Here is a 20,513-nt window from a genome sequence, read left to right as displayed (position 1 = left end):
CGTGACCGAGGCTGAGGGCATGGACATCACAGGGAACACCATCTTCATCCCCGGCGCGACCAGCGGCATCGGCCTCGCCCTCGCCGTCGCCCTGCACGACCGGGGCAACACCGTCATCGTGGGCGGACGCCGCACCGAGCTGCTCGAGCAGATCGCCGCCGAGCACCCCGGCATCGACATCGTCCGCATCGACACGGCCGACGCCGACAGCATCCGCACCGCCTCCGCCGCCGTGATCGAGCGCCACCCCGAGCTGAACGTGCTCGTCGCGATGGCCGGGATCATGCGGGTCGAGGACTGGCGCGACCCGGCCCGCTTCCTCGCGACGGCGGAGGCGACGGTCACCACGAACCTGCTTGGGCCGATCCGCCTCATCGCCGCGTTCGTGGAGCACCTGCAGACCCGCCCCGACGCGACGATCATGACCGTCTCGTCCGGTCTCGCCTTCACCCCGCTCGCCGTGACCCCGAGCTACAACGCCACCAAGGCCGCCATCCACATGCTCAGCGAGAGCATCCGCCTCCAACTCGCCGGCACCTCGGTGCGCGTGCAGGAGCTGGAGCCGCCGGCGGTGCGCACCGGGCTGATGCCGGGCCAGGAGGAGAGCCCGGTCGCCCTCCCGCTCGACGCATTCGTCGCCGAGGTCATGCAGCTCATCGAGACGCAGCCGGAGGCCACCGAGCTGCAGGTGGAGCGCGTCAAGTTCCTGCGTTACGGAGAGGCGCGCGGCGACTACGCCCAGGTGGTCGCGGCCCTGAACTCCTCCGACCCGCACGGCAAGGCGGAGGTGGCGGAGCCGGTCACTGCGCCCTGAGCGGCGCTCAGCGGGCCACGGTCAGCCCGAGCCAGCCGGCGAGTTCGGCGATCGCCGCGTCCACGTCGTCGCGCACGGCACGGGTGAACGGCTCGTCCTCGTGCACCGCGTCGACGCGGAGGACGCCGGCCTTCCGGTCGGCCGTCGCGTCGAGCTTGCCGACCAGGCGGTCCTCGTGCAGGATCGGCAGCGCGAAGTAGCCCCAGCGGCGCTTCGCGGCGGGCTTGTACATCTCGAGCAGGTACTCGAAGTCGAACAGGTCCTGCGTGCGCACCCGGTCGTGCACGAGCCGGTCGAACGGCGACAGCAGCGCGGTGCGGCCCGCGAACGGCGCTCCGACGGCCTCCGGATCGACCCGCCACTGAAGATCGCTGCCCTCGACCCGCACCGGCTCGCCCGCATCGCCCACCAGGACGGCGCGGGCGATGCCGAGTGCACGGAGCCGGCGGGCATCCCGCTCCGGCTTCGCTTGCGCTTCGGGCACGACCTCGATGCCCGACGGGTAGACGCGCTCGGCCACATCCCAGGTGCGCTGGCGCCCGGCGCGGCCGGCGACGGCGACCTCGCCGCGCCCCTGCAGCAGCTCGAGCATCCGCGTCACGTTCTGGTTGTGCGTCCACCCGCTCGACTGCCACGGCACCGCTGCGGTGTCCGGGATGTCCTTCGACAGCAGCGGGCCCTCGGCGCGCAGCCGGGCCAGCAGGTCGAGACGGAACGCGTCGTTGGCCGTCAGCCAGGCCGCCCACGCGGGTACCGCCTCCGGCCAGCGGGACATCCGGTCGAGCTGCAGCCGCAGATCGGAGACCGCGCGCACCATCGCGAAGGGCGGCTGCTTCGGGTCGTCCATCGCCTTCACCTCGTAGAGCAGGCGGTCGGTCTCGAGGGCGGTCCGCACCTCGTCCGGGCGGAAGGCCGCACCGAGCCGGGTGAACGCGATCAGCTCCGCGCTGGGCGCGACGGCCGCGGTCGGGTCGAGCTGGAGGAACGTCAGGTGCTCCACGAGGGGCACGAGACCCTCGGGCCGTGCGGCGTCGAGGCGCTGCGCCCGCACGGCGATGCGCCGGGCCTCGTCGCGGTCGAGGATCATGCGGCGGCCGTGCCGATCATCTGCTCGGCCAGCAGATCGCCCACGAGCGGACCCATCGTCAGACCCGCTGCGCCGAAGCCGGCGTTCACGTAGACGCCGGGATGCCCCTCCAGCTCGCCGACGGAGGGCAGCTCACCCTCGGGGAGCGGGCGCAGGCCGACCCGGGTCTCGATCACGGACGCATCGGCGAGCCCCGGCGCGACGGCCAGGGCATCGGCGAGCACCTGCTGCTGCCCTGCGGCGGTCACGCGCGCGTCGAAGCCCGAGCCGGTCTCGCGCGTGGCGCCGACGACGACGCGCCCGCCGTCGAAGGCGACGAGGTAGTGCGGGGCGACCGGGTGCACGGACGGCCAGTCGCGCGTGTCCGCTCCCTCGACCCGCAGATGCGTGATCTGACCGCGCTGGGGCTCGACCGGTACGCGGGCGCCCAGCCGGTCGAGCACGCGGTTGGTCCAGGCGCCGGCCGCGACGACCAGGGCGTCGGCGTGCAGTTCGCGCTCCTCGATCCGTGCCACACCGTCGGCGCCGAGTAAGACCGTGCCGTCGACGCGCGCGGCGCCGTGCGCCTCGGCCCCGGCGAGAAGGCCGGCCCGCAGTGCGCGGCCGTCGACGCGGGCGCCCCCGGCGATGTGGAGGGCGTGGAAGCCGGGACCGAGGGGCGGGAACAACTCCCGTGCGGTGGCCTCGTCGACGCGGCGGACGTCGCCGATCGTGCGGGCGTGCGGGGCGCGCTCGGCGACCCGCTCCTCCGCCTCGTCGATCACGGCGGGGTCGCGGTTCACGATCAGGGCACCCGAACGATGGAACCCGATGTCGCGGACGCCGACCTCGGCCAGCCGGTCGATCAGCTCGGGGTAGTAGTCGGCGGCGGCGGAGTAGAGCTCGTAGAAGTCGCCCCCTGCTCGGGATGACCAGGGCTGGATGATGCCGGCGCCGGCATCCGTCGCGCGCCCGGGCAGGCCGGCGTCGGCGACGGTCACCGCCACGCCGCGGCGGGCGAGCGCGAAGGCCGTGGCGGCTCCGGCGACGCCGCTGCCGATCACGAGGGCGCTCGCGGGCGTGCCGGACGATCCCGCGGCGCGCGTGCCGTCCGTCACCGGGAGGCCGCCTCGGCGATCGCCGCCCCGAGGTCCTGGGGGCGGGTGAACATCGGCCAGTGCCCGGTCGGCAGCTCCACGACGTCGTAGCGGTCGAGGGCGCCGAGCTCGCGGCAGAAGCCCTCGCCGGCGGCGACCCAGCGGCGCAGGTCGGCCTCGGGGAACTCGCACGCGATCACGGTCGCCGGCACCGCACGCCGGCGGGCGTCGTCGCGCAGCGCGATCGCACCCGTGACGACCCCGCCCGGCTCGGGGACCGCCTCGCGGCGGAAGGATGCGCGGAGCGCGTCGTCGAGGCCGACCAGGTCTTCGTCCTCGAAGTCGTCCCAGGCGGGCAGGGGGACCTCGCCGTCCACCGGGGTCAGCCCGCTCGGGATGACGTCGCCGGGCGCCAGGGGAGCGGAGTCCACGAAGACGATCCGCGACACCCGGTCGGGCCGGGCGTCGAGGGCCGCGTTGGCCAGCGGGCCGCCGCCGGAGTGCCCGACGAGCACGACGTCCCGCGCGCCCGGATCGCCGACGGCGTCGACGGCGGCCGTGATCGCCGCGACGTGCTCGGCGACCCCGATACCGGCCCGGGGCGACGTCACCGCCTCCAGCCCCGGGAGGGTGAGAGGGTGCGTGTGATGGCCGGCCGCCTCGATCACGGGCGTCACCCGCTCCCACGCACGTGCGGTCAGCCAGAACCCGGGGACGAGGACGATCTCCATGACCCGACCGTACCCCCGTCGGCCGACAGCACGGCCGACGGTGCGGCCCCTCGTGTGGCCGACGGTGCGGCCGGCCACGGCGGCGGTTCGACGGCGAGGGAGGCCCTGCTTCAGCCTCCCTCGCCCGGCCGGCGGCGCCTAGCGTGGGAGGCATGACCATCGATCTGACCCTCAACAACGGCGTCGTCATGCCCGCTCTCGGGCTGGGCGTCTTCCAGAGCCCGCCGGAGCAGACCAGCGCCGCCGTCGAGACGGCCCTCGCCGTCGGCTACCGGCACATCGACACGGCCGCCGCCTACGGGAACGAGCGCGAGGTCGGGGAGGGGATCCGCCGTTCGGGTCTCGACCGCGCCGACGTGTTCATCGAGACCAAGGTCTGGGTGACCGACTACGGACGCGAGGAGACGCTGCACGCGTTCGAGAAGGCGACCGGCAAACTGGGCGTCGAGCAGCTCGACCTGCTCATCCTGCACCAGCCCGTCCCGAGCCGGTTCGAGTCGACGATCGCCGCGTACCGGTCGCTGGAGACGCTGCTCGCCGACGGCCGCGTGCGGGCGATCGGCGTGAGCAACTTCACGCCCGCGCACCTGGACCGCCTCCTCGCCGAGACCGAGGTCGTCCCGGCCGTCAACCAAGTGGAGCTGCACCCCTACTTCTCGCAGCCGGACGTGCGCCGCGCCGACGAGCGGCACGGCATCGTGACCCAGGCCTGGTCGCCCATCGGCGGCATCACCTTCTACCCCGGCTGGGGCGAGAAGCGCCGCAGCGTGATGGACGACCCGGAGCTTGCGACGATCGCGGCCGCACACGGCAAGAGCCCGGCGCAGGTCATGCTGCGCTGGCATCTGCAGGAGGGCCGGTCGGCCATCCCCAAGTCGACGAACCCCGAGCGGATCGCCCAGAATTTCGACGTCTTCGACTTCGAGCTCTCCACGGGCGAGCTGGCCCGCATCGACGCCCTCGACACCGGCGGGCGCAGCGGCCCCGACCCGGACGTCCTGCGCGAGGAGCTGTTCCAGCGCGTCATCCCCGAGGCCTGAGCGACGGGCCGGGCCCCCGGAACTTCGGCGGCCCGGTTCCGGCGGCTCGGCTCCAGAGGCTCAGGAGGCGTCGTTCCAGGACCAGATGTCGTCGCCGCGCAGGGTCGCGTCGGCTCCACCGTCGTCGTAGATCACCTGGCCGGCCATGTGCGTGTTCTCCACGCTCGTCAGCCAGATCAGGAGGTTCGCGATCGACTCCGGAGGCTGGTGGTAGTTCAGCGGCATCGGAACGGACGCGTCGACCATGGCGGCACCCTCGGGGGTGGCGAGCAGGTCGGCCGTCATCGGGGTGACGACGGTGCCGGGAGCGACCGCGTTGAGCGGGATGCCGGAGCCGGCCCAGGCCTCCGAGACGGACTCGCGGCGCACCCAGCGGGCGAGCGCGCGCTTGGACGACGGGTAGACGATGTAGCCGGTCATCGGGTCGTCGGTGACGTAGCCCTGCGCGATCTCGAGGGCGCGCGCCTCGTCGCCGGCGAGGGCGGCCTCCACCATCTCGGCCGAGTTCTGCTGCAGCGACGCCATCGACGAGACGACCGCGGCGCGCGGGGCGTCGGAGGCGCGGAGCGCCGGGAGCAGCGCCTCCAGCAGCTCGGTGACGCCGAAGTAGTTGACCGAGATGGTCTTCGCGATCGGGGCGGAGATGCCGGCGCACGCGATGACCGCGTCGACGCGTCCGCCCGCGAGGGCGATCACGGCCTTCGCGGCCTCGGCGCGGCCCGTGCGGGTGGAGAGATCGGCCTCGACCTCGGCGCCGCGCAGGTCGACTCCGATGACCGTCTCGCCGTGTTCGCGGAGGATGCCGGCCGTCGTGGCGCCGATGCCCGACGCCGATCCGGTGACGACGTAGGTGCGTGTCATGAGATGTCCTTTCTACGGGTGAACATTATTGACAGACTACGCCAAAAAAGTGGAGGCAGTGCTAGTCTCGCCGCCGTGACCGATTCCGCCGACCGCACCGCGACCACCCGTGGCCGGGGCCGCCCGTCCGTGGTGGATCACGACGCCGTCGCCGAGGCGGCGATCCTGCTCTGGAGCGAGCGGGGATACGAGCAGACGACCTGGCGGGACCTGGCGGACGCGACCGGTGTGAGCGAGCGCACCCTGCTCCGGCACTTCCAGACCCGCGCCGCCATCGCCTGGACCGGGGTCGACGCGGCGCGCGAACGCCTCGCGTCCGCGCTCGCCGCGGCCGCGCCCGGGGAACCCCTCGCCGATGTGCTGCGCCACGCCGTCGTCGGCTCGGTGTCGCACGATTCCGTGCGCCGTCTCGGCTCGCAGTGGGCGACCCTGGTCTCCACCGAGCCCGAGCTCGCCGCCTTCGGGCAGCGCAGCAACCTCCCGTGGACGGCCGACCTCGCCGACTACATCGCCGCCCGGCTCCCGGAGGCCCCCCGGGCCGTCGCGCACGCCGTCGCCGCCGCGTACGAGGCTGCGAGCCGCTCGGCGCTCATCGACTGGGCCGCGAGCGACACGGGCGACCCGGCCGATGCCGTGGATGCCGCCCTGCGCTGGTTGCGCGTCGACGCGCGCTGAGTGCCGGCGGTCTACTTCGCGCGGTCGTTCGTCCCGTAGAGCGCGGCGGCGATGAGCAGGGGCTGGAACCACAAGCGGATCAGCCGCTTGCGGTCGGTGTCGAGCCCGAACGCGCTGCGGTGGTGCTGCCACTGCGACACGTTGCCGGGGAACACGGCCGCGAAGAACGCGGCGGCGATCCAGCCGACGGTGCTCCGGCTCGCGAGTCCCTTCCGCCTCGGTGTCACGGCCAGCGCGGTGCCGAGTGCGATCTCCACCACACCCGAGGCGAGGACCGTCGTGTCCTCGTCGAGCGGGACGAAATCGGGGACCTGGGCACGGAAGTCCTTGCGGGCGAAGGTGAGGTGGCTCACCCCGGCGAAGACGAGCCCGGCGCCCAGGAGGATGCGGACGGCCGTGCGGGCGCCGCTCATGCGCGGTGGATGGAGTCGGCGGATCGGGTGGTATCGGTGAGGCGGGAGGGGGCGGGGATGCGTCCAGTCATGCTCCGATGCAACGCCTTCCGCGCGTTCTCTGCAAGCGGACAGGATCGAGGAGGCCGTCCCGGAATATCCTTCCCCCTGTTTCGTTGAACTTGAGTGCACATCACTCAACTTTAGAAACTGGAGATCACGTGCCCGAGAACTTCACTCCCGAGAGCGGCGGAGCCGGCTCGTTCGACGAGTTCCTGGCCCGCTACCTCGCGGGCGAGCGTGCGCGCGGCGCGCGCTCGATCGACATCAGCCGGTTCTTGAGCCGGCGCACGCAGGAGATCCTCGCCGAGGCCGGCCGGTTCGCCCTCGAGCACGGCCACCGCGAGCTGGACGCCCTGCACATCCTGCGCGTCATGGCGGGCGAGGAGCCCGCACGCGAGGCGATGCGCGGCATCGGGGTCGACCCGGCGCGCGTCGTGCTCGCGGCCGAGCAGCGCCTGCCCGCCTCGGGCGACGTGGTGGACGCGGACGCCGCCTCCATCACCCCGTCGGCCCAGCGCGCGCTCTTCCACGCCTATCAGGTGGCGCGCGCCTCCGGGTCGACCTACATCGACCCCGAGCACCTCTTCTTCGCACTCGTCATCGGTCAGGACGCCCCCGCGGGGCAGGTCCTGCAGGCCGCCGGCGTGACCGCGGACGCGCTCACCAACGCCATGCGCCAGACCACCACGGTCGGCGCGGGAAGCCTGGGCGAGCCGGACGAAGCCGAGGACGAGTCGGAGACCCCGATGCTCGACCGCTTCGGCACCGACCTCACCGAGCTCGCCCGCGAAGGCCGGCTCGACCCTGTCGTCGGCCGTCTCGACGAGATCGAGCAGACCGTCGAGATCCTCTCCCGCCGCACCAAGAACAACCCGGTGCTGGTCGGCGAGGCCGGCGTCGGCAAGACAGCGATCGTCGAGGGCCTGGCCCGAGCGATCGTCGCCGGCGACGTCCCGGAGCAGCTGCAGGACAAGAAGGTCGTCGCGCTCGACCTGGCCGCGATGGTGGCCGGCACGCGCTACCGCGGCGACTTCGAAGAGCGCCTCACCGCGCTCATGGACGAGATCAGCGCCGGGACGGACGAGCTGATCGTCTTCATCGACGAGCTGCACACCGTCGTCGGTGCCGGAGGCTCCGGCGAGTCGGGCGGCATGGACGCGGGCAACATCCTGAAGCCCCGTCTGGCGCGCGGCGACCTGCACCTGGTCGGCGCGACCACGCTGAAGGAGTACCGCCGCATCGAGAAGGACCCGGCCCTCGAGCGCCGCTTCCAGCCGGTGACCGTCGGCGAGCCCGGCATCGAGGACGCCGTGCTGATCCTGCAGGGACTGCGCGACGCGTACGAGGAGCACCACGGCGTCCGCTACACCGACGACGCGCTCCGCGCCGCCGTCGAGCTGTCGGACCGCTACGTCTCCGACCGCTTCCTGCCGGACAAGGCCATCGACCTCATCGACCAGGCCGGCGCACGCCTGCGCCTGTCGCTGGGCAAGCGGGTCGATTCGTCCGAGCTGATGCAGAAGCTGGCGACCCTGGAGTCCGAGAAGAACTCCGCCGTGGCCGGCGAGCACTACGAGGAGGCGTCGCGGCTGCGCGACGAGATCGAGTCGGTGCAGCACGCCCTCGACGCGCTCGGCAGCGCCCCGCGCCCCGAGGCGGTCGTGGGCGAGCCCGAGATCGCGGCCATCGTCTCCCGCTCCACGGGCATCCCGGTGTCGCGCATCGGCGAGGCCGACCGCGAGCGGCTGGCACGGCTGGAGTCGGAGCTGCACGAGCGCGTCATCGGCCAGGACGACGCGGTCACCGCGGTCGCCAAGGCCGTGCGCCGCAACCGCACCGGGCTCGGCGACGAGCGCCGGCCGGTCGGCAGCTTCCTGTTCCTCGGCCCGACCGGGGTCGGCAAGACCGAGCTGGCGAAGTCCCTCGCCGGTTCGCTCTTCGGGGACGAGAAGGCCATGCTCCGGTTCGACATGAGCGAGTTCGGCGAGCGCCACACGGTCGCCCGCCTGGTCGGCGCCCCTCCCGGGTACGTCGGCTACGACGAGGCCGGCCAGCTCACCGAGCGCGTGCGGCGCAACCCGTACTCGGTCGTGCTGTTCGACGAGATCGAGAAGGCCCACCCCGACGTCTTCAACCTGCTGCTGCAGGTGCTGGACGACGGGCGCCTGACCGACGGGCAGGGCCGCACGGTCGACTTCCGCAACACGGTCGTCATCATGACCTCCAACCTCGGGTCCGAGTTCCTCGCCTCCCGCAGCGGTGCCCTCGGCTTCATCGCGCCCGGTGCGGACGGCTTCTCGTCCGAGAAGGACCTGCGCGACCGGGTGATGGGCAAGCTGCGCGAGGCGATGCGGCCGGAGTTCCTCAACCGCATCGACGAGATCGTGCTGTTCCGCAAGCTCGACACCGAGCAGCTGACGGGCATCGTCCGGCTGCTGCTGACCGCCACGGCCGCACGCCTGGCGTCCCGCGGTATCGCGTTCGAGGCCACGGATGCGGCCGTCGCGTGGATCGCCGACGCGGGCTACGAGCCCGAGTACGGCGCCCGCCCGCTGCGCCGCGTCATCCAGCGCGAGGTGGACGACCGCGTCGCCGACCTGATGGTGACCGGCGAGGTCTCCGAGGGCGGCACGGTGCTGGTGGACGCCGTCGACGGCGAGCTGCGTGTGAGCGCGCGGGCCGTCTTCGCCGCGGCCGCCTGACAGGCAGCAAACGAGTAGTCACAACACGCCGCGTCCGCATCTGCGGGCGCGGCGTGTTGCGTCATCCGGATGGTCATGCCGACTCACGCACGACGACCCGGGAACCCGTCGTCGGCTCGGCGAGCGGTTCCAGGCCGATCGCGACCCGGGCCGCGTGCGCCCCGAGTCGCTCCGCCTCCACGTGGACCGTGGTCAGCGCCGGCGTCCACAGCGCCCCGTACTCGCTGTCGCCGAAGCCGATCACGGCGAGGTCGCGGGGAGCGGACAACCCGGCCCGCGGCAGCGCTGACAGGAGGGCGAGGGCGGTCTCGTCGTCCACCGCGGCAATGGCCGTGACCTCGGGATGCTGCTGCAGGAGGTCGGCGACCGCCCGGCCCGTCGAGTCGCGGTCGGTGCCCGCCGAGTCGCGGTCGGTGCCCGCCGAGATCACGCCGGCCGCGGCGAGGCCGAGGCGCTCGGCCGCCTGCGCAAGGTGCGGGAGCCGGTCGTGCGGGAGCCGGTCATGCGGGAGTCCGGGATGCGCCACCGGCGCGCCGAACGCCACCGCGGTGTGCCCCCGGTCGCGCAGGTGGGCGAGCTGGGTGAGCGCGTGCGACGCCAGCCCGTAGACCCAGCCGCCCTCGGGGGCCTCCGGGTTCACGTGGCGGAAGGGTCCGGAGATGTCGACGACCGCGCGCGGCGAGATGGCCGCGATGGCGGAGGGGAGGGCCCGGTCGTGCGTGCCGTGCTGCACGAGCAGGCTGTGGTCGTGGGCGGCGAGCTCCGTGCTCATCCCGAGGATGAAGCCCTCCAGGATCGGGCCGCCGCGCCGCGCGCCGACATCCAGCAGCACCACGCGCGAGGTGCCCTCCCGCAGCGCCCGCGCCACCCCGTGCGGCACGTAGCCGAGGGCGCGCGCGGCCTCGCGTACCCGCTCCTGGGTGGCCGGCGTGATCACCTGGCCGGGCGTGCGGTTGAGCACGAAGCTCACCGTCGCGGGGGAGACGCCGCTCGCCCGCGCGACCTCCTTGATCGTGACGCTCACGCCGCCGATCCTAACGTGCACTAATTCGATTTAGTAACTACGGTGACCAGAACAGAGCGAAGGAGCCACGCATGAAATCCATCCGCGTCACCGGAGTCGACACCAACGAGTGGGTCGAGATCGAGAAGCCGACCGCCGGACCCGCCGACGTCCTGCTCGCGATCAAGGCCTGCGGGATCTGCGGTTCCGACGCGATGTACTCGCACTTCGGCGGCATCCCGCCCCGCGAAGGGGCGACCCCGCTTGGCCACGAGCCCGCGGCCGAGGTCGTGGAGGTCGGTGAGCAGGTCGAGGGCATCGGCGTCGGCGACCACGTCGTGATCGACACCATGGCGTTCACCGACGGGCTCCTCGGCTCGGGAGGCGCGCAGGGTGCGCTGTCCGAGTTCGTGGTGGTCAGGGATGCCGAGGTCGGCCGCCAGCTGCGCGTCATCCCGAAGGACATCCCCTGGGAGGTCGCCGCCCTCAACGAGCCGATGGCCGTCGCCTCCCACGCCGTCAACCGCACCGACCCGCAGGACGGCGACAGGGTCGTCATCTTCGGCGCCGGGCCCATCGGCCTCGGCGCCCTGCTCGGCTATCGCCGGCGCGGGGTCTCGCACATCGTGGTCGTCGACATCCTGCCCGCGCGCCTGCAGAAAGCGCTCGAGATCGGCGCGGACGCGGTGATCAACTCCGTCGAGGAGGATCTCGCTGCGCGGCTCGTCGAGCTGCACGGCGACGCCGCCACCCCGATGCTGCGCGGCGCGCGCCCCGGCACCGACATCTACCTCGATGCCGCCGGGGTCGGCTCCATTCCGCAGGCGGTCGCCGGCTTCGCGAAGCACGGCGCGACCCTCGGCATCGTCGCCGTGCACAAGCGACCGGTCGAGCTCGACTTCGGCGGCATCCTCCCGAGCGAGCTCACCATCGTGTGGTCGATGGGCTACCCGACCGAGATCTTCGACGTCACGGACGACATCATCGAGAACTGGCAGAAGTACGCGCTGATCATCAGCGACCGGCTCCCGTTCGAGAAGGCCCTCGACGCCCTCGCCCTCGCGGCGACACCGGGCGCGGCGGACAAGGTGACGGTCGTCTTCGACTGAGCGCCGGCGGGGTGGAGGGAGGCCGTTTCCTGTACGTCTCCGAACCTCCCTTCACCTCGCACCGACCGATTCCACAGGCCGGGTTGGAAGCGTGGACGGGTGTCTACTCACGATTCGAACCGTCCGCCGCTGATCGACCGCATCCTGGCGCCGGTCCAGCGACTGGAGCCGCGCCTGCCGCGCACCCGCGGCCGCGCGATCTGGCAGTTCGCGGGTCTGACGCTGGTCGCCGCGGTGCTCAGCTCGCTTTTCGTTCTTCCGGGTTTCCTGGGAACCGGTGTCGCCGCGGCCGCGGGCATCTCGGACTTCAACGCGCTGCCCGCGAACCTGCAGATCCAGCAGTTCGCGCAGAACTCGACCGTGTACGCGAAGCAGGGCGGTCAGGATGTGCCGATCGCGACGTTCTACGCCCAGAACCGCCAGGACGTCGCCTGGGACGCGGTGTCGCAGAACGTGAAGGACGCCGTGGTCGCCGCGGAGGATCCCCGCTTCTACTCCGAGGGTGCGGTGGATGTGCTCGGCACGGTGCGCGGAGCGCTCGCGACGGTCGTCGGCGGCGACGTGCAGGGCGGATCGTCGATCACGCAGCAGTACGTGAAGAACGTCGAGGTCGAGAAGTGCGAGGCGCTCACCGACGCGAAGAAGGTGCAGGCCTGCTACGACGACGCGGCCGGCCAGACTCTCCAGCGCAAGGTGCAGGAGATGCGCTACGCGGTCGGGCTGGAGAAGAAGTACAGCAAGAAGGACATCCTGATGGGGTACCTGAACGTCGTCGGCTTCGGCGGCCAGGTGTACGGCATCCAGGCCGCGGCGCACTACTACTTCAACGTCGACGCGAACGCCCTCACGCTCGCCCAGGCCGCGACCCTGGTCGCGATCGTGAACAACCCGTCCAACCTCCGCATCGACCAGCCCGACAGCAAGACCAACGGGGCGGCGAACGGCTACGCGCTGACCAAGGCCCGCCGCGACTACGTGCTCGACCGCATGTACGTGAACCACAAGATCACCGCGGCCGACCGCGACGCGGCCAAGAAGACCCCCGTGCAGCCGGTCGTCACGCCGACGACCTCGGGATGCGCGGCGGCGCAGCAGTACAACGCCGCGTTCTTCTGCGACTACGTGCGTGACGTCGTGCTCAACGACCCGGCGTACGGCAAGACCAGCGACGACCGCTGGGCGACGCTGAACCGCGGCGGCCTCAAGATCTACACGACGCTGAACCTCGACCTGCAGGCCGTCGCGCAGCAGTCGCTGAGCAACTACATCCCCGCGACCAAGGACGGCATCGATCTGGGGGCGTCGAACGTCTCCGTCGAGCTGGGCACGGGACGCATCGTGACCATGGTGCAGAACCGCGCCTTCAACAACACCGACCAACCGGTGGACGGTACGACCGCCGTGAACTACAACACCGACGAGGCGTACGGGGGCTCCTCCGGCTTCCAGACCGGGTCGACCTTCAAGGCGTTCGACCTGGCGGCGTGGCTGGAGGCGGGGCACAGTCTCTACGAGAGCATCAACGCGTCGCAGCACACGTTCCCGATGTCCGACTTCACCAGCACCTGCGGAGACATCTCCGGCCCCTCCTGGCAGGTCGCCAACGACGAGGGGTCGGCGAGCCGGCTGTCGGTCATGTCGGCCACGGCGGAGTCGGTCAACACCGCCTTCGCGATGATGGCGACGAAGGTCGACCTCTGCTCGATCCTCAACGCGGCGAAGTCGCTCGGCATCCACACAGCCGCGACCGGCGGCACCCTCAACTCGTACCCGTCGATGATCCTCGGCACCAACGAGGTGGCGCCGCTCACGATGGCGACCGCGTACGCGGGCATCGCGAACGGCGGGACGGTCTGCACCCCGATCGCGATCGACAAGGTGCTGAACGCGGACGGCAGCGCGCACAAGGTGAGCGCGAGCACCTGCACGCAGGGGCTCGACAAGAACGTCGCCGCGGGCGTGACGTACGCGTTGCAGGGCGTCATGACCGACGGCACGGCGACGAGCGCCAACCCCTGGGACGGCACCCCGGTCATGGGCAAGACGGGCACGACGGACGACTCGCTGCAGAACTGGCTGATCACCTCCACCACGAAGGTCGCGCAGGCGACGTGGGTCGGCAACGTCTCGGGCCAGACACCGTTGCGCAGCCTCAGCTTCAACGGGGTCGGCGGCGGCAACGTGAAGTTCTCCATCGTCAAGCCGATCCAGAAGGCGCTCGACCAGGTCTACGGCGGAGACGACTTCCCGCAGCCCCAGGACTCCTCGCTCTACGGCAGCAAGGTCACGATCCCGGATGTCGCGGGCAAGACGCCCGATCAGGCGCAGAAGCTGCTCGAAGCGCTCGGGCTCGACGTCACGGTCGATCAGAACCCGGTCGCGAGCAGCCAGGCCGCGGGCACGGCGGCCGGCACGGACCCGCCGGCCGGCTCGTCGGTCGAGGGAGGCGCGAGCATCACCATCCAGCTCAGCAGCGGTCAGGCCTCGAACACGCCGTCACCCGGTGGAGGCTCGACCAGCGCGCCGACGGAGAGCCCCGGGACCGGGAACGGGAACGGGAACGGGAACGGGAACGGGACCGGCAACGGGAACGGCGGCACCGGGACCGGCGGCACCGGCTAGGCCGCGGCGGCGGCCCCCTCGCCGAGCCAGGCGCCGAGCACGGCACCGCGCAGCGCGTTCGCGCGTTCGGCGAACTCCCGTTGGCGGCGCACGTACTCGGCCTTGCCCTCGGGGGTCTCGATGGCGACGGGCTCGGCGCCCCACGGGCGCATGTCGTAGGGCGACGCCTGCATGTCGAGCCAGCGGATGTCGCGAGCCAGTTCGAACGCGTCGAGCAGCAGCTCGCCGGGCACGAGCGGGCCGAGCTTCATCGCCCACTTGTAGACGTCCATCCCGGCGTGCAGGCAGCCCGGCTGCTCGAGCTCGGGCTGGGTCTCGCGCGTCGGCGCGAAGCGGTTGCGGGGCACGGCGTCGGGGGTGAAGAAGCGGAAGGCGTCGATGTGCGTGCAGCGCAGGTCGTGCGCCTCCACCACCTCGTCGGTGGCCGCGCCGCCGAGGCGCAGCGGGACGGCGTGGCGGGTCTCGTCCTGCCGGTAGACCATCGCCCACTCGTGCAGCCCGAAGCAGCCGAACTGGCCGGGGCGGGCGGCGGTCGAGCGGAGGATGCGCTCGATGCCGCGCAGCAGCGACGTCTTCTCCGCCTCGAATGCCGCATGGTCCACCACGAGGGCGCCGGGGGTCGCGCCGGGCGCGTACCACCGCCAGGACGCACGGGCGTCGCCCGCCGCCTCGGCCAGCTCGACCCGCGGCCCGGGATGCCAGCGGCGCAGCACGCGCGGCGAGTACGAGTAGTACGTGAAGAGGAAGTCCTCGACCGGATGCTTCTCGCCCCGGCCCGCCCGTTCGCGGCGCCCGGCCGTGAGCGCGTCGGCGCGCGCGGCGTGGGCCGCTTCGCGGGCGCGCCAGCCGGCGGGGTCGAGCAGGATGGTCACCCCTCGAGGATAGGTCAGCCGATCGACTCCAGCGGGTTCGCGGCCAGCTTCTCGCGCACGCCGCCCAGCACGAGGCGGTGGGCCTGGGTGTCCGGCTTGCGCTCGGCCTGGTCGGCGACGCCTGCGCCGAACTCGGCGGCGAGGTCGAGGCGCGGGTACGACGCGAGCACCTCCCGGCGCAGCTCCAGCGGGAGGTCGTCGGCGCGCGCACCCGAGATGTCGAGCGCGGTGGCCGTCTCGAGCAGGTGGCCTTCGAGGTCGAACGCGGGGTCGACCGCGGGCCAGTTGTGCCGCACGACGACCTCGTGCGCGCGGGTGCGCCGGGCGGCGTCCCAGCCCGCCCCGGCCGTGAGCGCGACGGCGACGTGGCCGCCGGCGTCTTCGTACGAGAGGGAGACGTTGTCGAATTCGGGGACGATCCCGATGTCGTGCAGGAGCGCCGAGACGTACAGGAGCTCGTGGTCGACGCCGTCGAGTCCGTCCCGCTGCGCGAAGGCCTCCGCCCACAGCCACGACCGGATCACGTGGTTGAGCAGCGATGGGGAGTGGTATTCGGTGGCGAGGTCGCGGGCGGCGCGTGCCGCCGGGGTGTCGGGTGCCGAAGGGAGGTCGGAGGCGCGGGGGAGGTCGGCGGCGCGGGGGAGGTCGGAGAGCGGCATCTCCCCATCCTGTCCGATCGCGGGCAGGCGACGCCGCTCAGATGCCGCCGCGAGCGGAGGAGATCCGGCCAGATCGGCGTGCCGCATCCTCCGTCGCCGGTCCGGCCGCGGCGTGTCGCTCCGAAGGCCCTCCGTTCACGACAGGGTCGGGTCGAGCACGGCGATGCCGACCGGGGGCGCCGTCTCCGCCGCCGGCAGCAGTCGGGCCGCCTCCGCGAAGCCGACACGGGACCCGACGAGCGCCTGCGGCGACACCGCCCCGGAGGCGACGAGGTCGAGCATCCCGGTGTAGTCGGCCGCGGCCATCCCGTGGCTGCCGAGCACGTCGAGCTCCCAGCCGATCACCCGGTCGAGCGGGAGCACCGGGCCGCCGCCGGGCAGCAGACCGATCTGCACGTGCCGCCCGCGCCGGCGCAGGGAGTGGAGGGCCGCCCCGGCCGTCGTGGGCGAGCCGACGGCGTCGATCGAGACGTGTGCGCCGCCTCCCGTCAGGTCGGCGATGGCAGCGGGAGTCGCGTCCCCGGCCTCGAGCGTGTGCTCGGCGCCGAACGCCCGCGCCAGCTCGAGCGCAGCGGGAGCGCGGTCGACGGCGATGGGTCGCGCGCCCAGAGCGGCCGCGATCATCACGGCGCTGAGCCCGACGCCGCCTGCGCCGTAGACGGCGATCCACTCGCCCGGCCGGATGTCCGCGCGAGCGGTGACCGCGCGGTACGCGGTCGCGAAGCGGCAGCCGAGGCTCGCCGCCGCCGCGTCGTCGATGCCGTCCGGGACCGCGACGAGGTTGAGGTCCGCGGCGCGCACCGCCACCCGCTCCGCATGCGAGCCCCCGTGGGTGAAGCCCGGCTGCGTCTGGTCGGGGCAGACCTGCGCCTGGCCGCTGCGGCACCACTCGCACCGCCCGCAACCGTTGACGAACGGTGCGGTCACGCGGTCCCCGGGGCGCCACCGCTCGACGCCCGCGCCGATCGACTCCACGACGCCGGCGAACTCGTGCCCGGGGACGTGCGGCAGGTGCACGCCGTCGTCGTGCCCCGCCCACGCGTGCCAGTCGCTGCGGCAGAGGCCCGAGGCCGCGACGCGGATGATCGCGCCGCCGTCGGGGGCGACGGGATCGGGGACGTCGGCCACCGCGATCGGTTCGGAGAACGCGTCGTACAGCAGGGCCCTCATGCGGTCCGCTCCTCCTGCAGCAGGCGCACGACCGGGCGATCGGCGTCGGCCCAGTCCAGGGCACCGAGCTCCTCGCGGGAGACCCAGCGCAGGAGGTCGTGGTCGGTGCTGCGCTCGGGTACGGCACCGGCGAGCGTGGCGGCGTAGCAGGCGAGGTCGATCGCGCGGGACCCCACGATGGTCGTGGTGCGGTCGAGGAGCGCACCGACGTGGATGGGCACGCCCAGCTCCTCCCGGATCTCCCGCTCCAGGGCGGCCTGCGGAGCCTCCCCGGCCTCCACCTTGCCGCCGGGGAACTCCCAGCGCCCCGCGGCGTCCCTGCCGGGGGCGCGACGGCAGGCGAGCAGCAGGGCGTCGTCGGCGAGGGCGTCGTCGGCGATCACGGCGGCCACGACGGCCAACGCGGAGGCGGCCGTGGTCGGGACGCCGGCGGAGGCGCGGTCGGGGGCGGGGTCGGCGGGAGGCATGGTCCCATCCTTGCCGGGATCGACGCCGGGCGGGCACTAGCATCCAGGTATGTCGGCTCCCGTCGGCGCGCGACGTGCGCCCATCGTGATCGGGTTCGTCCTGAGCCTGCTCGTCCAGCTCGCGATGATCGTCGTGGGCGTCTGGCTCGTGCTGCTCGCGGAGGACGACGACTCCACGCTGCTGCTGCTCGCGCTCTGGTGCACCATCGGCACCCTGTACGAGATCGTGGTGCTGATCGTGCTCGGCCGCGCCGCACGGCGCCCAGCGGTCGACGGCGATCGTCCCACCCGGTTCGAGGTCGGCCGCGTGGCCCGTCTCGTGTCGATGACCGCGACCATCCTGGCCAGCCTGATCGGCTTCACCGCCGCGATCCAGGTGCTCGGCCTGCACAACGACCCCGAGGTCGGCTCCATCACCGACATCGTCGGCGTGTGGTCGATGCTGCTCGCCTGGGGGTTCCTGCACTGGGGCTTCTCGCAGATCTACTACCAGCGGTACTACTCCAGCGACGTCCCGATCCTGCGCTTCCCGGCGACCGAGCATCCGCGGTTCGTCGAGTTCGTGTACTTCGCGTACACGCTCGGGACCTCCTTCGCCGCCTCCGATGTGGAGGTGCTGACCACGCGCCTGCGCTGGACCGTGCTCTGGCACTCGGTGCTCAGCTTCTTCTTCAACGGGCTCATCATCGTGCTGGCCCTCAACACGATCACCTCGTTCAACAAGTAGGCCGGGTGAAGCCCGATGCGGCCGGGCGCGACTGGCAGGATGGTCGGGTGAGCGCATCCATCCCGTCCGTCCTGCTCGTGATCGACCTGCAGAAGGGAGTGCTGCCCGGCTGCTGGGACGCCGACGGCGTCGTCTCCCGCGCGTCCGGTCTCGTCGACCGCGCGCGCTCCGCAGGCACCCCGGTCGTGTGGGTGCAGCACGAGGCGGACGACCTGCCCGCCGGCAGCGACGAGTGGGCCTTCGCCGACGGCTTGGAGCCGCGCGACGGCGAGCCCGTCGTGCACAAGCGCTACCGGGACGCCTTCGCCGACACCGATCTCGACGACGTGCTCGAAGGCCTCGACGCCGCGCGGCTGGTCGTCACCGGCGCGCAGAGCGACTACTGCATCCGCACCACCACGCAGAGCGCCGCGGTGCGCGGGTACGACGTGACCCTCGTCGAAGACGGCCACACCACCACCGACGCCGAGTGGGACGACGTGGAGATCACCGGGCAGCAGATCGTCGCTCACACCAACCGCTACTTCTCCGGCCTGCGCTACCCCGACCAGCAGTTCGCGGTGGAGCGCGCGGACGAGGTCGAGTTCGGGTAGGCCGTGCGGGGGATGCGAGGTCGGGGGACGATGACGGCGGGAAGACGGGTGCGTGCGCTGATCGGAGCGGGTCTCGTCGCGGGGATGATCGCGGCGGCGCTCACGGGGTGCGCGCCCGCGCGGGAGCGTCCCCAGGTCTGGTCGCCGTGGGGACCTCCCGGGTTCCGCCAGCCCGGCGCGCCGCTGCCCTTCATGCCGTCTCCGCCGCCCGAGCCTCCGGAGCAGGTGGAAGGCGACGGGGCGCCGCTCGACGGCGGGTCGGAGCCGCCCACCGGGTTCGGAGAGCCGGACCTCCGGCTGACGCAGACGTTCACGCTCAGCGACGGGACGGTCACCACGTGCCTGCTGGAACTGGCGGTGGCACCGGACGGCGGGGCCTCCGCGGGCGACGAGCGGGTCCTCCGGGCCCGGGAGACGCTGAGCACGACGGACTGGCTGACCGTGATCGCAGCGCCATCGGCACTGCCGCCGTTCACACCCGGCCTGACGGGGGCCGGCGAATCCGAGGCGGGTCAGCGGGCCCAGGAGGCCCTCGGTCGCATCGCCACGGAGTTGTTCGCCCGTGTCGCCACGAGCGGCTACTCCCTGATGGGGCAGAGCTCCTGCGGGTGAACGACGGCGATCCGATCCGACACGCCGGTGAAACGGCGCAACTCCGGAGATCCTTTCCGGGCGGGGCAGGATCTCCGGAGTTGCGGGGAGGCGGCGGCGAAGAGGACGGCGCAGGCTAGACCTGCGCGCCCAGCTTGAAGCCCTTCTCCTCGTCGCCCGCACGAGTGTACGAGAAGCCGTCGGCGCCGATGGTGACCTCCATCTCGGAGTCGTCGGTGCGGGCGACGAGCGGCTGGGGGTTGCCGTCGAGGTCGAGCACCAGGGAGGCCTCCGTGTACCAGGACGGCACGACCGGGTTGCCCCACCAGTCGCGGCGCTGGTTGTCGTGGACGTCCCACGTGACGACCGGGTTGTCCGGGTCGCCGGTGTAGTAGTCCTGCGTGTAGATCTCGACGCGGTGGCCGTCGGGGTCGCGCAGGTAGAGGTAGAACGCGTTGGAGACGCCGTGTCGGCCGGGGCCGCGCTCGATGCGGTCCGAGAGGCGCAGCGCGCCGAGCTTGTCGCAGATGGCGATGATGTTGTGCTTCTCGTGCGTGGCGAACGCGACGTGGTGCATGCGCGGGCCGTCCCCGCCGGTCATTGCGGTGTCGTGCACGGTGGGCTTGCGGCGCATCCAGGCGGCGTAGGTCGTGCCCTCCTCGTCCTGGATGTCCTCCGTCACGCGGAAGCCGAGGTCCTCCATGTACGCGACGGCACGGGGGACGTCCGGCGTGACCTGGTTGAAGTGGTCGAGGCGGACGAGCGCGCCGGGCGTGTAGAGGTCGTAGCGCCAGGCGAGCCGCTCGACGTGCTGCACGTCGTAGAAGAACTCGTACGGGAAGCCGAGCGGGTCCTCCACGCGCACACTGTCTCCGATGCCCTTCGTGAAGCCCTCGGACCGGCGCTCGATGCGGCAGCCGAGCTCGGAGTAGAAGGCGACGGCGCGATCCAGGTCTTCTGGGGAGCGCACGCGGTACGAGAACGCGGCGACGGCGGCGACCGGTCCCTTGCGCAGCACGAGGTTGTGGTGGATGAACTCCTCGAAGCTGCGCAGGTAGACCGCGTTCTCGTCCTCCTCGGTCACGACCAGGTCGAGCACGTCGACGTAGAAGTCGCGGCTGGCCTGCAGGTCGGTGACGACGAGCTCCATGTAGGCGCAGCGCAGGATGTCCGGCGGGGCGGCCTTCGGGGTGGGGATGCGGTTCGCGGGAGCGGGGATGGGGCTGCTCATGGTGTTTCTTTCTCTTCGTCGAGTCGAG

General features: G+C 72.3%; 20 protein-coding genes. 9 read left to right on the top strand and 11 right to left on the bottom strand.

Annotated elements, in window-relative coordinates:
* Positions 1 to 19 precede the first annotated feature (19 nt).
* A complete protein-coding gene (locus ACFVU2_RS13215) occupies positions 20 to 814 on the top strand; it encodes an SDR family oxidoreductase (protein WP_387874949.1) in 795 nt (264 codons plus the stop codon).
* Between the two features lie 7 nt (positions 815 to 821).
* On the opposite strand, the gene ACFVU2_RS13210 is transcribed toward ACFVU2_RS13215, so the two are convergent.
* From ACFVU2_RS13210 to ACFVU2_RS13200, 3 genes are read right to left on the bottom strand one after another with little or no spacing between them, the layout of a single operon-like run.
* Positions 822 to 1,901, bottom strand: a complete 1,080-nt coding sequence (locus ACFVU2_RS13210; protein WP_387874946.1) for a DNA glycosylase AlkZ-like family protein — start codon at positions 1,899 to 1,901, stop codon at positions 822 to 824.
* A complete protein-coding gene (locus tag ACFVU2_RS13205) occupies positions 1,898 to 2,998 on the bottom strand; it encodes an NAD(P)/FAD-dependent oxidoreductase (protein WP_387874943.1) in 1,101 nt (366 codons plus the stop codon). Before ACFVU2_RS13205 ends, ACFVU2_RS13210 begins: the two co-directional genes overlap by 4 nt.
* Positions 2,995 to 3,708: an alpha/beta fold hydrolase gene (locus ACFVU2_RS13200; RefSeq protein WP_387874941.1), complete on the bottom strand. Its 714-nt coding sequence runs from the start codon at positions 3,706 to 3,708 to the stop codon at positions 2,995 to 2,997. The genes ACFVU2_RS13205 and ACFVU2_RS13200 overlap by 4 nt, the downstream gene beginning before the upstream one ends.
* 152 nt (positions 3,709 to 3,860) lie before the next feature.
* On the opposite strand from ACFVU2_RS13200, the gene ACFVU2_RS13195 reads away from it, so the two are divergent.
* Positions 3,861 to 4,748, top strand: coding sequence for an aldo/keto reductase (locus ACFVU2_RS13195; RefSeq protein ID WP_387874939.1), 888 nt, complete (start codon positions 3,861 to 3,863; stop codon positions 4,746 to 4,748).
* 60 nt (positions 4,749 to 4,808) lie between these two features.
* Here the strand turns inward: ACFVU2_RS13195 and ACFVU2_RS13190 are convergent, their stop codons facing one another.
* Positions 4,809 to 5,609 (bottom strand): SDR family oxidoreductase, encoded by an 801-nt coding sequence (locus ACFVU2_RS13190; RefSeq protein WP_387874937.1) that lies wholly within the window; start codon positions 5,607 to 5,609, stop codon positions 4,809 to 4,811.
* A gap of 75 nt (positions 5,610 to 5,684) precedes the next feature.
* On the opposite strand from ACFVU2_RS13190, the gene ACFVU2_RS13185 reads away from it, so the two are divergent.
* Positions 5,685 to 6,284 (top strand): TetR/AcrR family transcriptional regulator, encoded by a 600-nt coding sequence (locus tag ACFVU2_RS13185; protein ID WP_387874935.1) that lies wholly within the window; start codon positions 5,685 to 5,687, stop codon positions 6,282 to 6,284.
* 11 nt (positions 6,285 to 6,295) lie between these two features.
* Here ACFVU2_RS13185 and ACFVU2_RS13180 read toward each other — a convergent pair whose 3' ends face one another.
* Positions 6,296 to 6,697: a hypothetical protein gene (locus ACFVU2_RS13180; RefSeq protein WP_387874933.1), complete on the bottom strand. Its 402-nt coding sequence runs from the start codon at positions 6,695 to 6,697 to the stop codon at positions 6,296 to 6,298.
* 200 nt (positions 6,698 to 6,897) lie between these two features.
* On the opposite strand from ACFVU2_RS13180, the gene ACFVU2_RS13175 reads away from it, so the two are divergent.
* Entirely contained in the window at positions 6,898 to 9,441 is a 2,544-nt protein-coding gene (locus ACFVU2_RS13175; protein WP_387874932.1) for an ATP-dependent Clp protease ATP-binding subunit, read from the top strand.
* Between the two features lie 73 nt (positions 9,442 to 9,514).
* Here the strand turns inward: ACFVU2_RS13175 and ACFVU2_RS13170 are convergent, their stop codons facing one another.
* Positions 9,515 to 10,465, bottom strand: a complete 951-nt coding sequence (locus ACFVU2_RS13170; RefSeq protein ID WP_387874929.1) for a LacI family DNA-binding transcriptional regulator — start codon at positions 10,463 to 10,465, stop codon at positions 9,515 to 9,517.
* Positions 10,466 to 10,536: 71 nt separating this feature from the next.
* On the opposite strand from ACFVU2_RS13170, the gene ACFVU2_RS13165 reads away from it, so the two are divergent.
* A complete protein-coding gene (locus tag ACFVU2_RS13165) occupies positions 10,537 to 11,553 on the top strand; it encodes a zinc-binding dehydrogenase (protein ID WP_387874926.1) in 1,017 nt (338 codons plus the stop codon).
* A 99-nt stretch (positions 11,554 to 11,652) separates the two neighbouring features.
* Positions 11,653 to 14,175 (top strand): penicillin-binding protein, encoded by a 2,523-nt coding sequence (locus tag ACFVU2_RS13160; RefSeq protein WP_387874923.1) that lies wholly within the window; start codon positions 11,653 to 11,655, stop codon positions 14,173 to 14,175.
* On the opposite strand, the gene ACFVU2_RS13155 is transcribed toward ACFVU2_RS13160, so the two are convergent.
* From ACFVU2_RS13155 to ACFVU2_RS13140, 4 genes are all read right to left on the bottom strand, one after another.
* Positions 14,172 to 15,047: a 3-methyladenine DNA glycosylase gene (locus ACFVU2_RS13155; protein WP_387874921.1), complete on the bottom strand. Its 876-nt coding sequence runs from the start codon at positions 15,045 to 15,047 to the stop codon at positions 14,172 to 14,174. The two genes, ACFVU2_RS13160 and ACFVU2_RS13155, sit on opposite strands and share 4 nt — an antisense overlap.
* A gap of 14 nt (positions 15,048 to 15,061) precedes the next feature.
* A complete protein-coding gene (locus tag ACFVU2_RS13150) occupies positions 15,062 to 15,706 on the bottom strand; it encodes an HD domain-containing protein (protein ID WP_387874918.1) in 645 nt (214 codons plus the stop codon).
* 135 nt (positions 15,707 to 15,841) lie between these two features.
* The gene (locus ACFVU2_RS13145; RefSeq protein WP_387874917.1) at positions 15,842 to 16,876 is read right to left on the bottom strand and encodes a zinc-dependent alcohol dehydrogenase family protein; all 1,035 of its coding nucleotides are present in this window, start codon (positions 16,874 to 16,876) and stop codon (positions 15,842 to 15,844) included.
* Positions 16,873 to 17,343: a (deoxy)nucleoside triphosphate pyrophosphohydrolase gene (locus ACFVU2_RS13140; RefSeq protein WP_387874915.1), complete on the bottom strand. Its 471-nt coding sequence runs from the start codon at positions 17,341 to 17,343 to the stop codon at positions 16,873 to 16,875. Before ACFVU2_RS13140 ends, ACFVU2_RS13145 begins: the two co-directional genes overlap by 4 nt.
* Before the next feature lie 49 nt (positions 17,344 to 17,392).
* Here ACFVU2_RS13140 and ACFVU2_RS13135 point away from each other — a divergent pair, with 49 nt between their 5' ends.
* The 3 genes from ACFVU2_RS13135 to ACFVU2_RS13125 are packed head-to-tail and all read left to right on the top strand — an operon-like array spanning position 17,393 to position 19,275.
* Complete coding sequence (locus ACFVU2_RS13135; RefSeq protein ID WP_387874913.1) at positions 17,393 to 18,070, top strand: DUF1345 domain-containing protein; 678 nt, start codon at positions 17,393 to 17,395, stop codon at positions 18,068 to 18,070.
* Positions 18,071 to 18,117: 47 nt separating this feature from the next.
* Complete coding sequence (locus tag ACFVU2_RS13130; protein WP_387874910.1) at positions 18,118 to 18,663, top strand: cysteine hydrolase family protein; 546 nt, start codon at positions 18,118 to 18,120, stop codon at positions 18,661 to 18,663.
* Between the two features lie 30 nt (positions 18,664 to 18,693).
* Positions 18,694 to 19,275 (top strand): hypothetical protein, encoded by a 582-nt coding sequence (locus ACFVU2_RS13125; protein WP_387874908.1) that lies wholly within the window; start codon positions 18,694 to 18,696, stop codon positions 19,273 to 19,275.
* A gap of 115 nt (positions 19,276 to 19,390) precedes the next feature.
* Here the strand turns inward: ACFVU2_RS13125 and hpaD are convergent, their stop codons facing one another.
* On the bottom strand, positions 19,391 to 20,485 hold the full coding sequence (hpaD, locus tag ACFVU2_RS13120) for a 3,4-dihydroxyphenylacetate 2,3-dioxygenase (RefSeq protein ID WP_387874906.1): 1,095 nt from the start codon (positions 20,483 to 20,485) through the stop codon (positions 19,391 to 19,393).
* Between the last annotated feature and the right edge of the window lie 28 nt (positions 20,486 to 20,513).

Source organism: Leifsonia sp. NPDC058194, assembly GCF_042883605.1.
Taxonomy (GTDB): domain Bacteria; phylum Actinomycetota; class Actinomycetes; order Actinomycetales; family Microbacteriaceae; genus Leifsonia.
This window is presented reverse-complemented; position numbering and strand designations above follow the sequence as displayed.

Bases quoted from the DNA above. Each gene is read 5' to 3' on its own strand.
- ACFVU2_RS13200 (WP_387874941.1), bottom strand. From the start codon at position 3,708: ATGGAGATCGTCCTCGTCCCCGGGTTCTGGCTGACCGCACGTGCGTGG.
- ACFVU2_RS13215 (WP_387874949.1), top strand. From the start codon at position 20: ATGGACATCACAGGGAACACCATCTTCATCCCCGGCGCGACCAGCGGC.
- ACFVU2_RS13135 (WP_387874913.1), top strand. From the start codon at position 17,393: ATGTCGGCTCCCGTCGGCGCGCGACGTGCGCCCATCGTGATCGGGTTC.
- ACFVU2_RS13210 (WP_387874946.1), bottom strand. From the start codon at position 1,901: ATGATCCTCGACCGCGACGAGGCCCGGCGCATCGCCGTGCGGGCGCAG.
- ACFVU2_RS13145 (WP_387874917.1), bottom strand. From the start codon at position 16,876: ATGAGGGCCCTGCTGTACGACGCGTTCTCCGAACCGATCGCGGTGGCC.
- ACFVU2_RS13195 (WP_387874939.1), top strand. From the start codon at position 3,861: ATGACCATCGATCTGACCCTCAACAACGGCGTCGTCATGCCCGCTCTC.
- ACFVU2_RS13125 (WP_387874908.1), top strand. From the start codon at position 18,694: ATGACGGCGGGAAGACGGGTGCGTGCGCTGATCGGAGCGGGTCTCGTC.
- ACFVU2_RS13190 (WP_387874937.1), bottom strand. From the start codon at position 5,609: ATGACACGCACCTACGTCGTCACCGGATCGGCGTCGGGCATCGGCGCC.
- ACFVU2_RS13180 (WP_387874933.1), bottom strand. From the start codon at position 6,697: ATGAGCGGCGCCCGCACGGCCGTCCGCATCCTCCTGGGCGCCGGGCTC.
- ACFVU2_RS13150 (WP_387874918.1), bottom strand. From the start codon at position 15,706: ATGCCGCTCTCCGACCTCCCCCGCGCCGCCGACCTCCCCCGCGCCTCC.
- ACFVU2_RS13165 (WP_387874926.1), top strand. From the start codon at position 10,537: ATGAAATCCATCCGCGTCACCGGAGTCGACACCAACGAGTGGGTCGAG.
- hpaD (WP_387874906.1), bottom strand. From the start codon at position 20,485: ATGAGCAGCCCCATCCCCGCTCCCGCGAACCGCATCCCCACCCCGAAG.
- ACFVU2_RS13140 (WP_387874915.1), bottom strand. From the start codon at position 17,343: ATGCCTCCCGCCGACCCCGCCCCCGACCGCGCCTCCGCCGGCGTCCCG.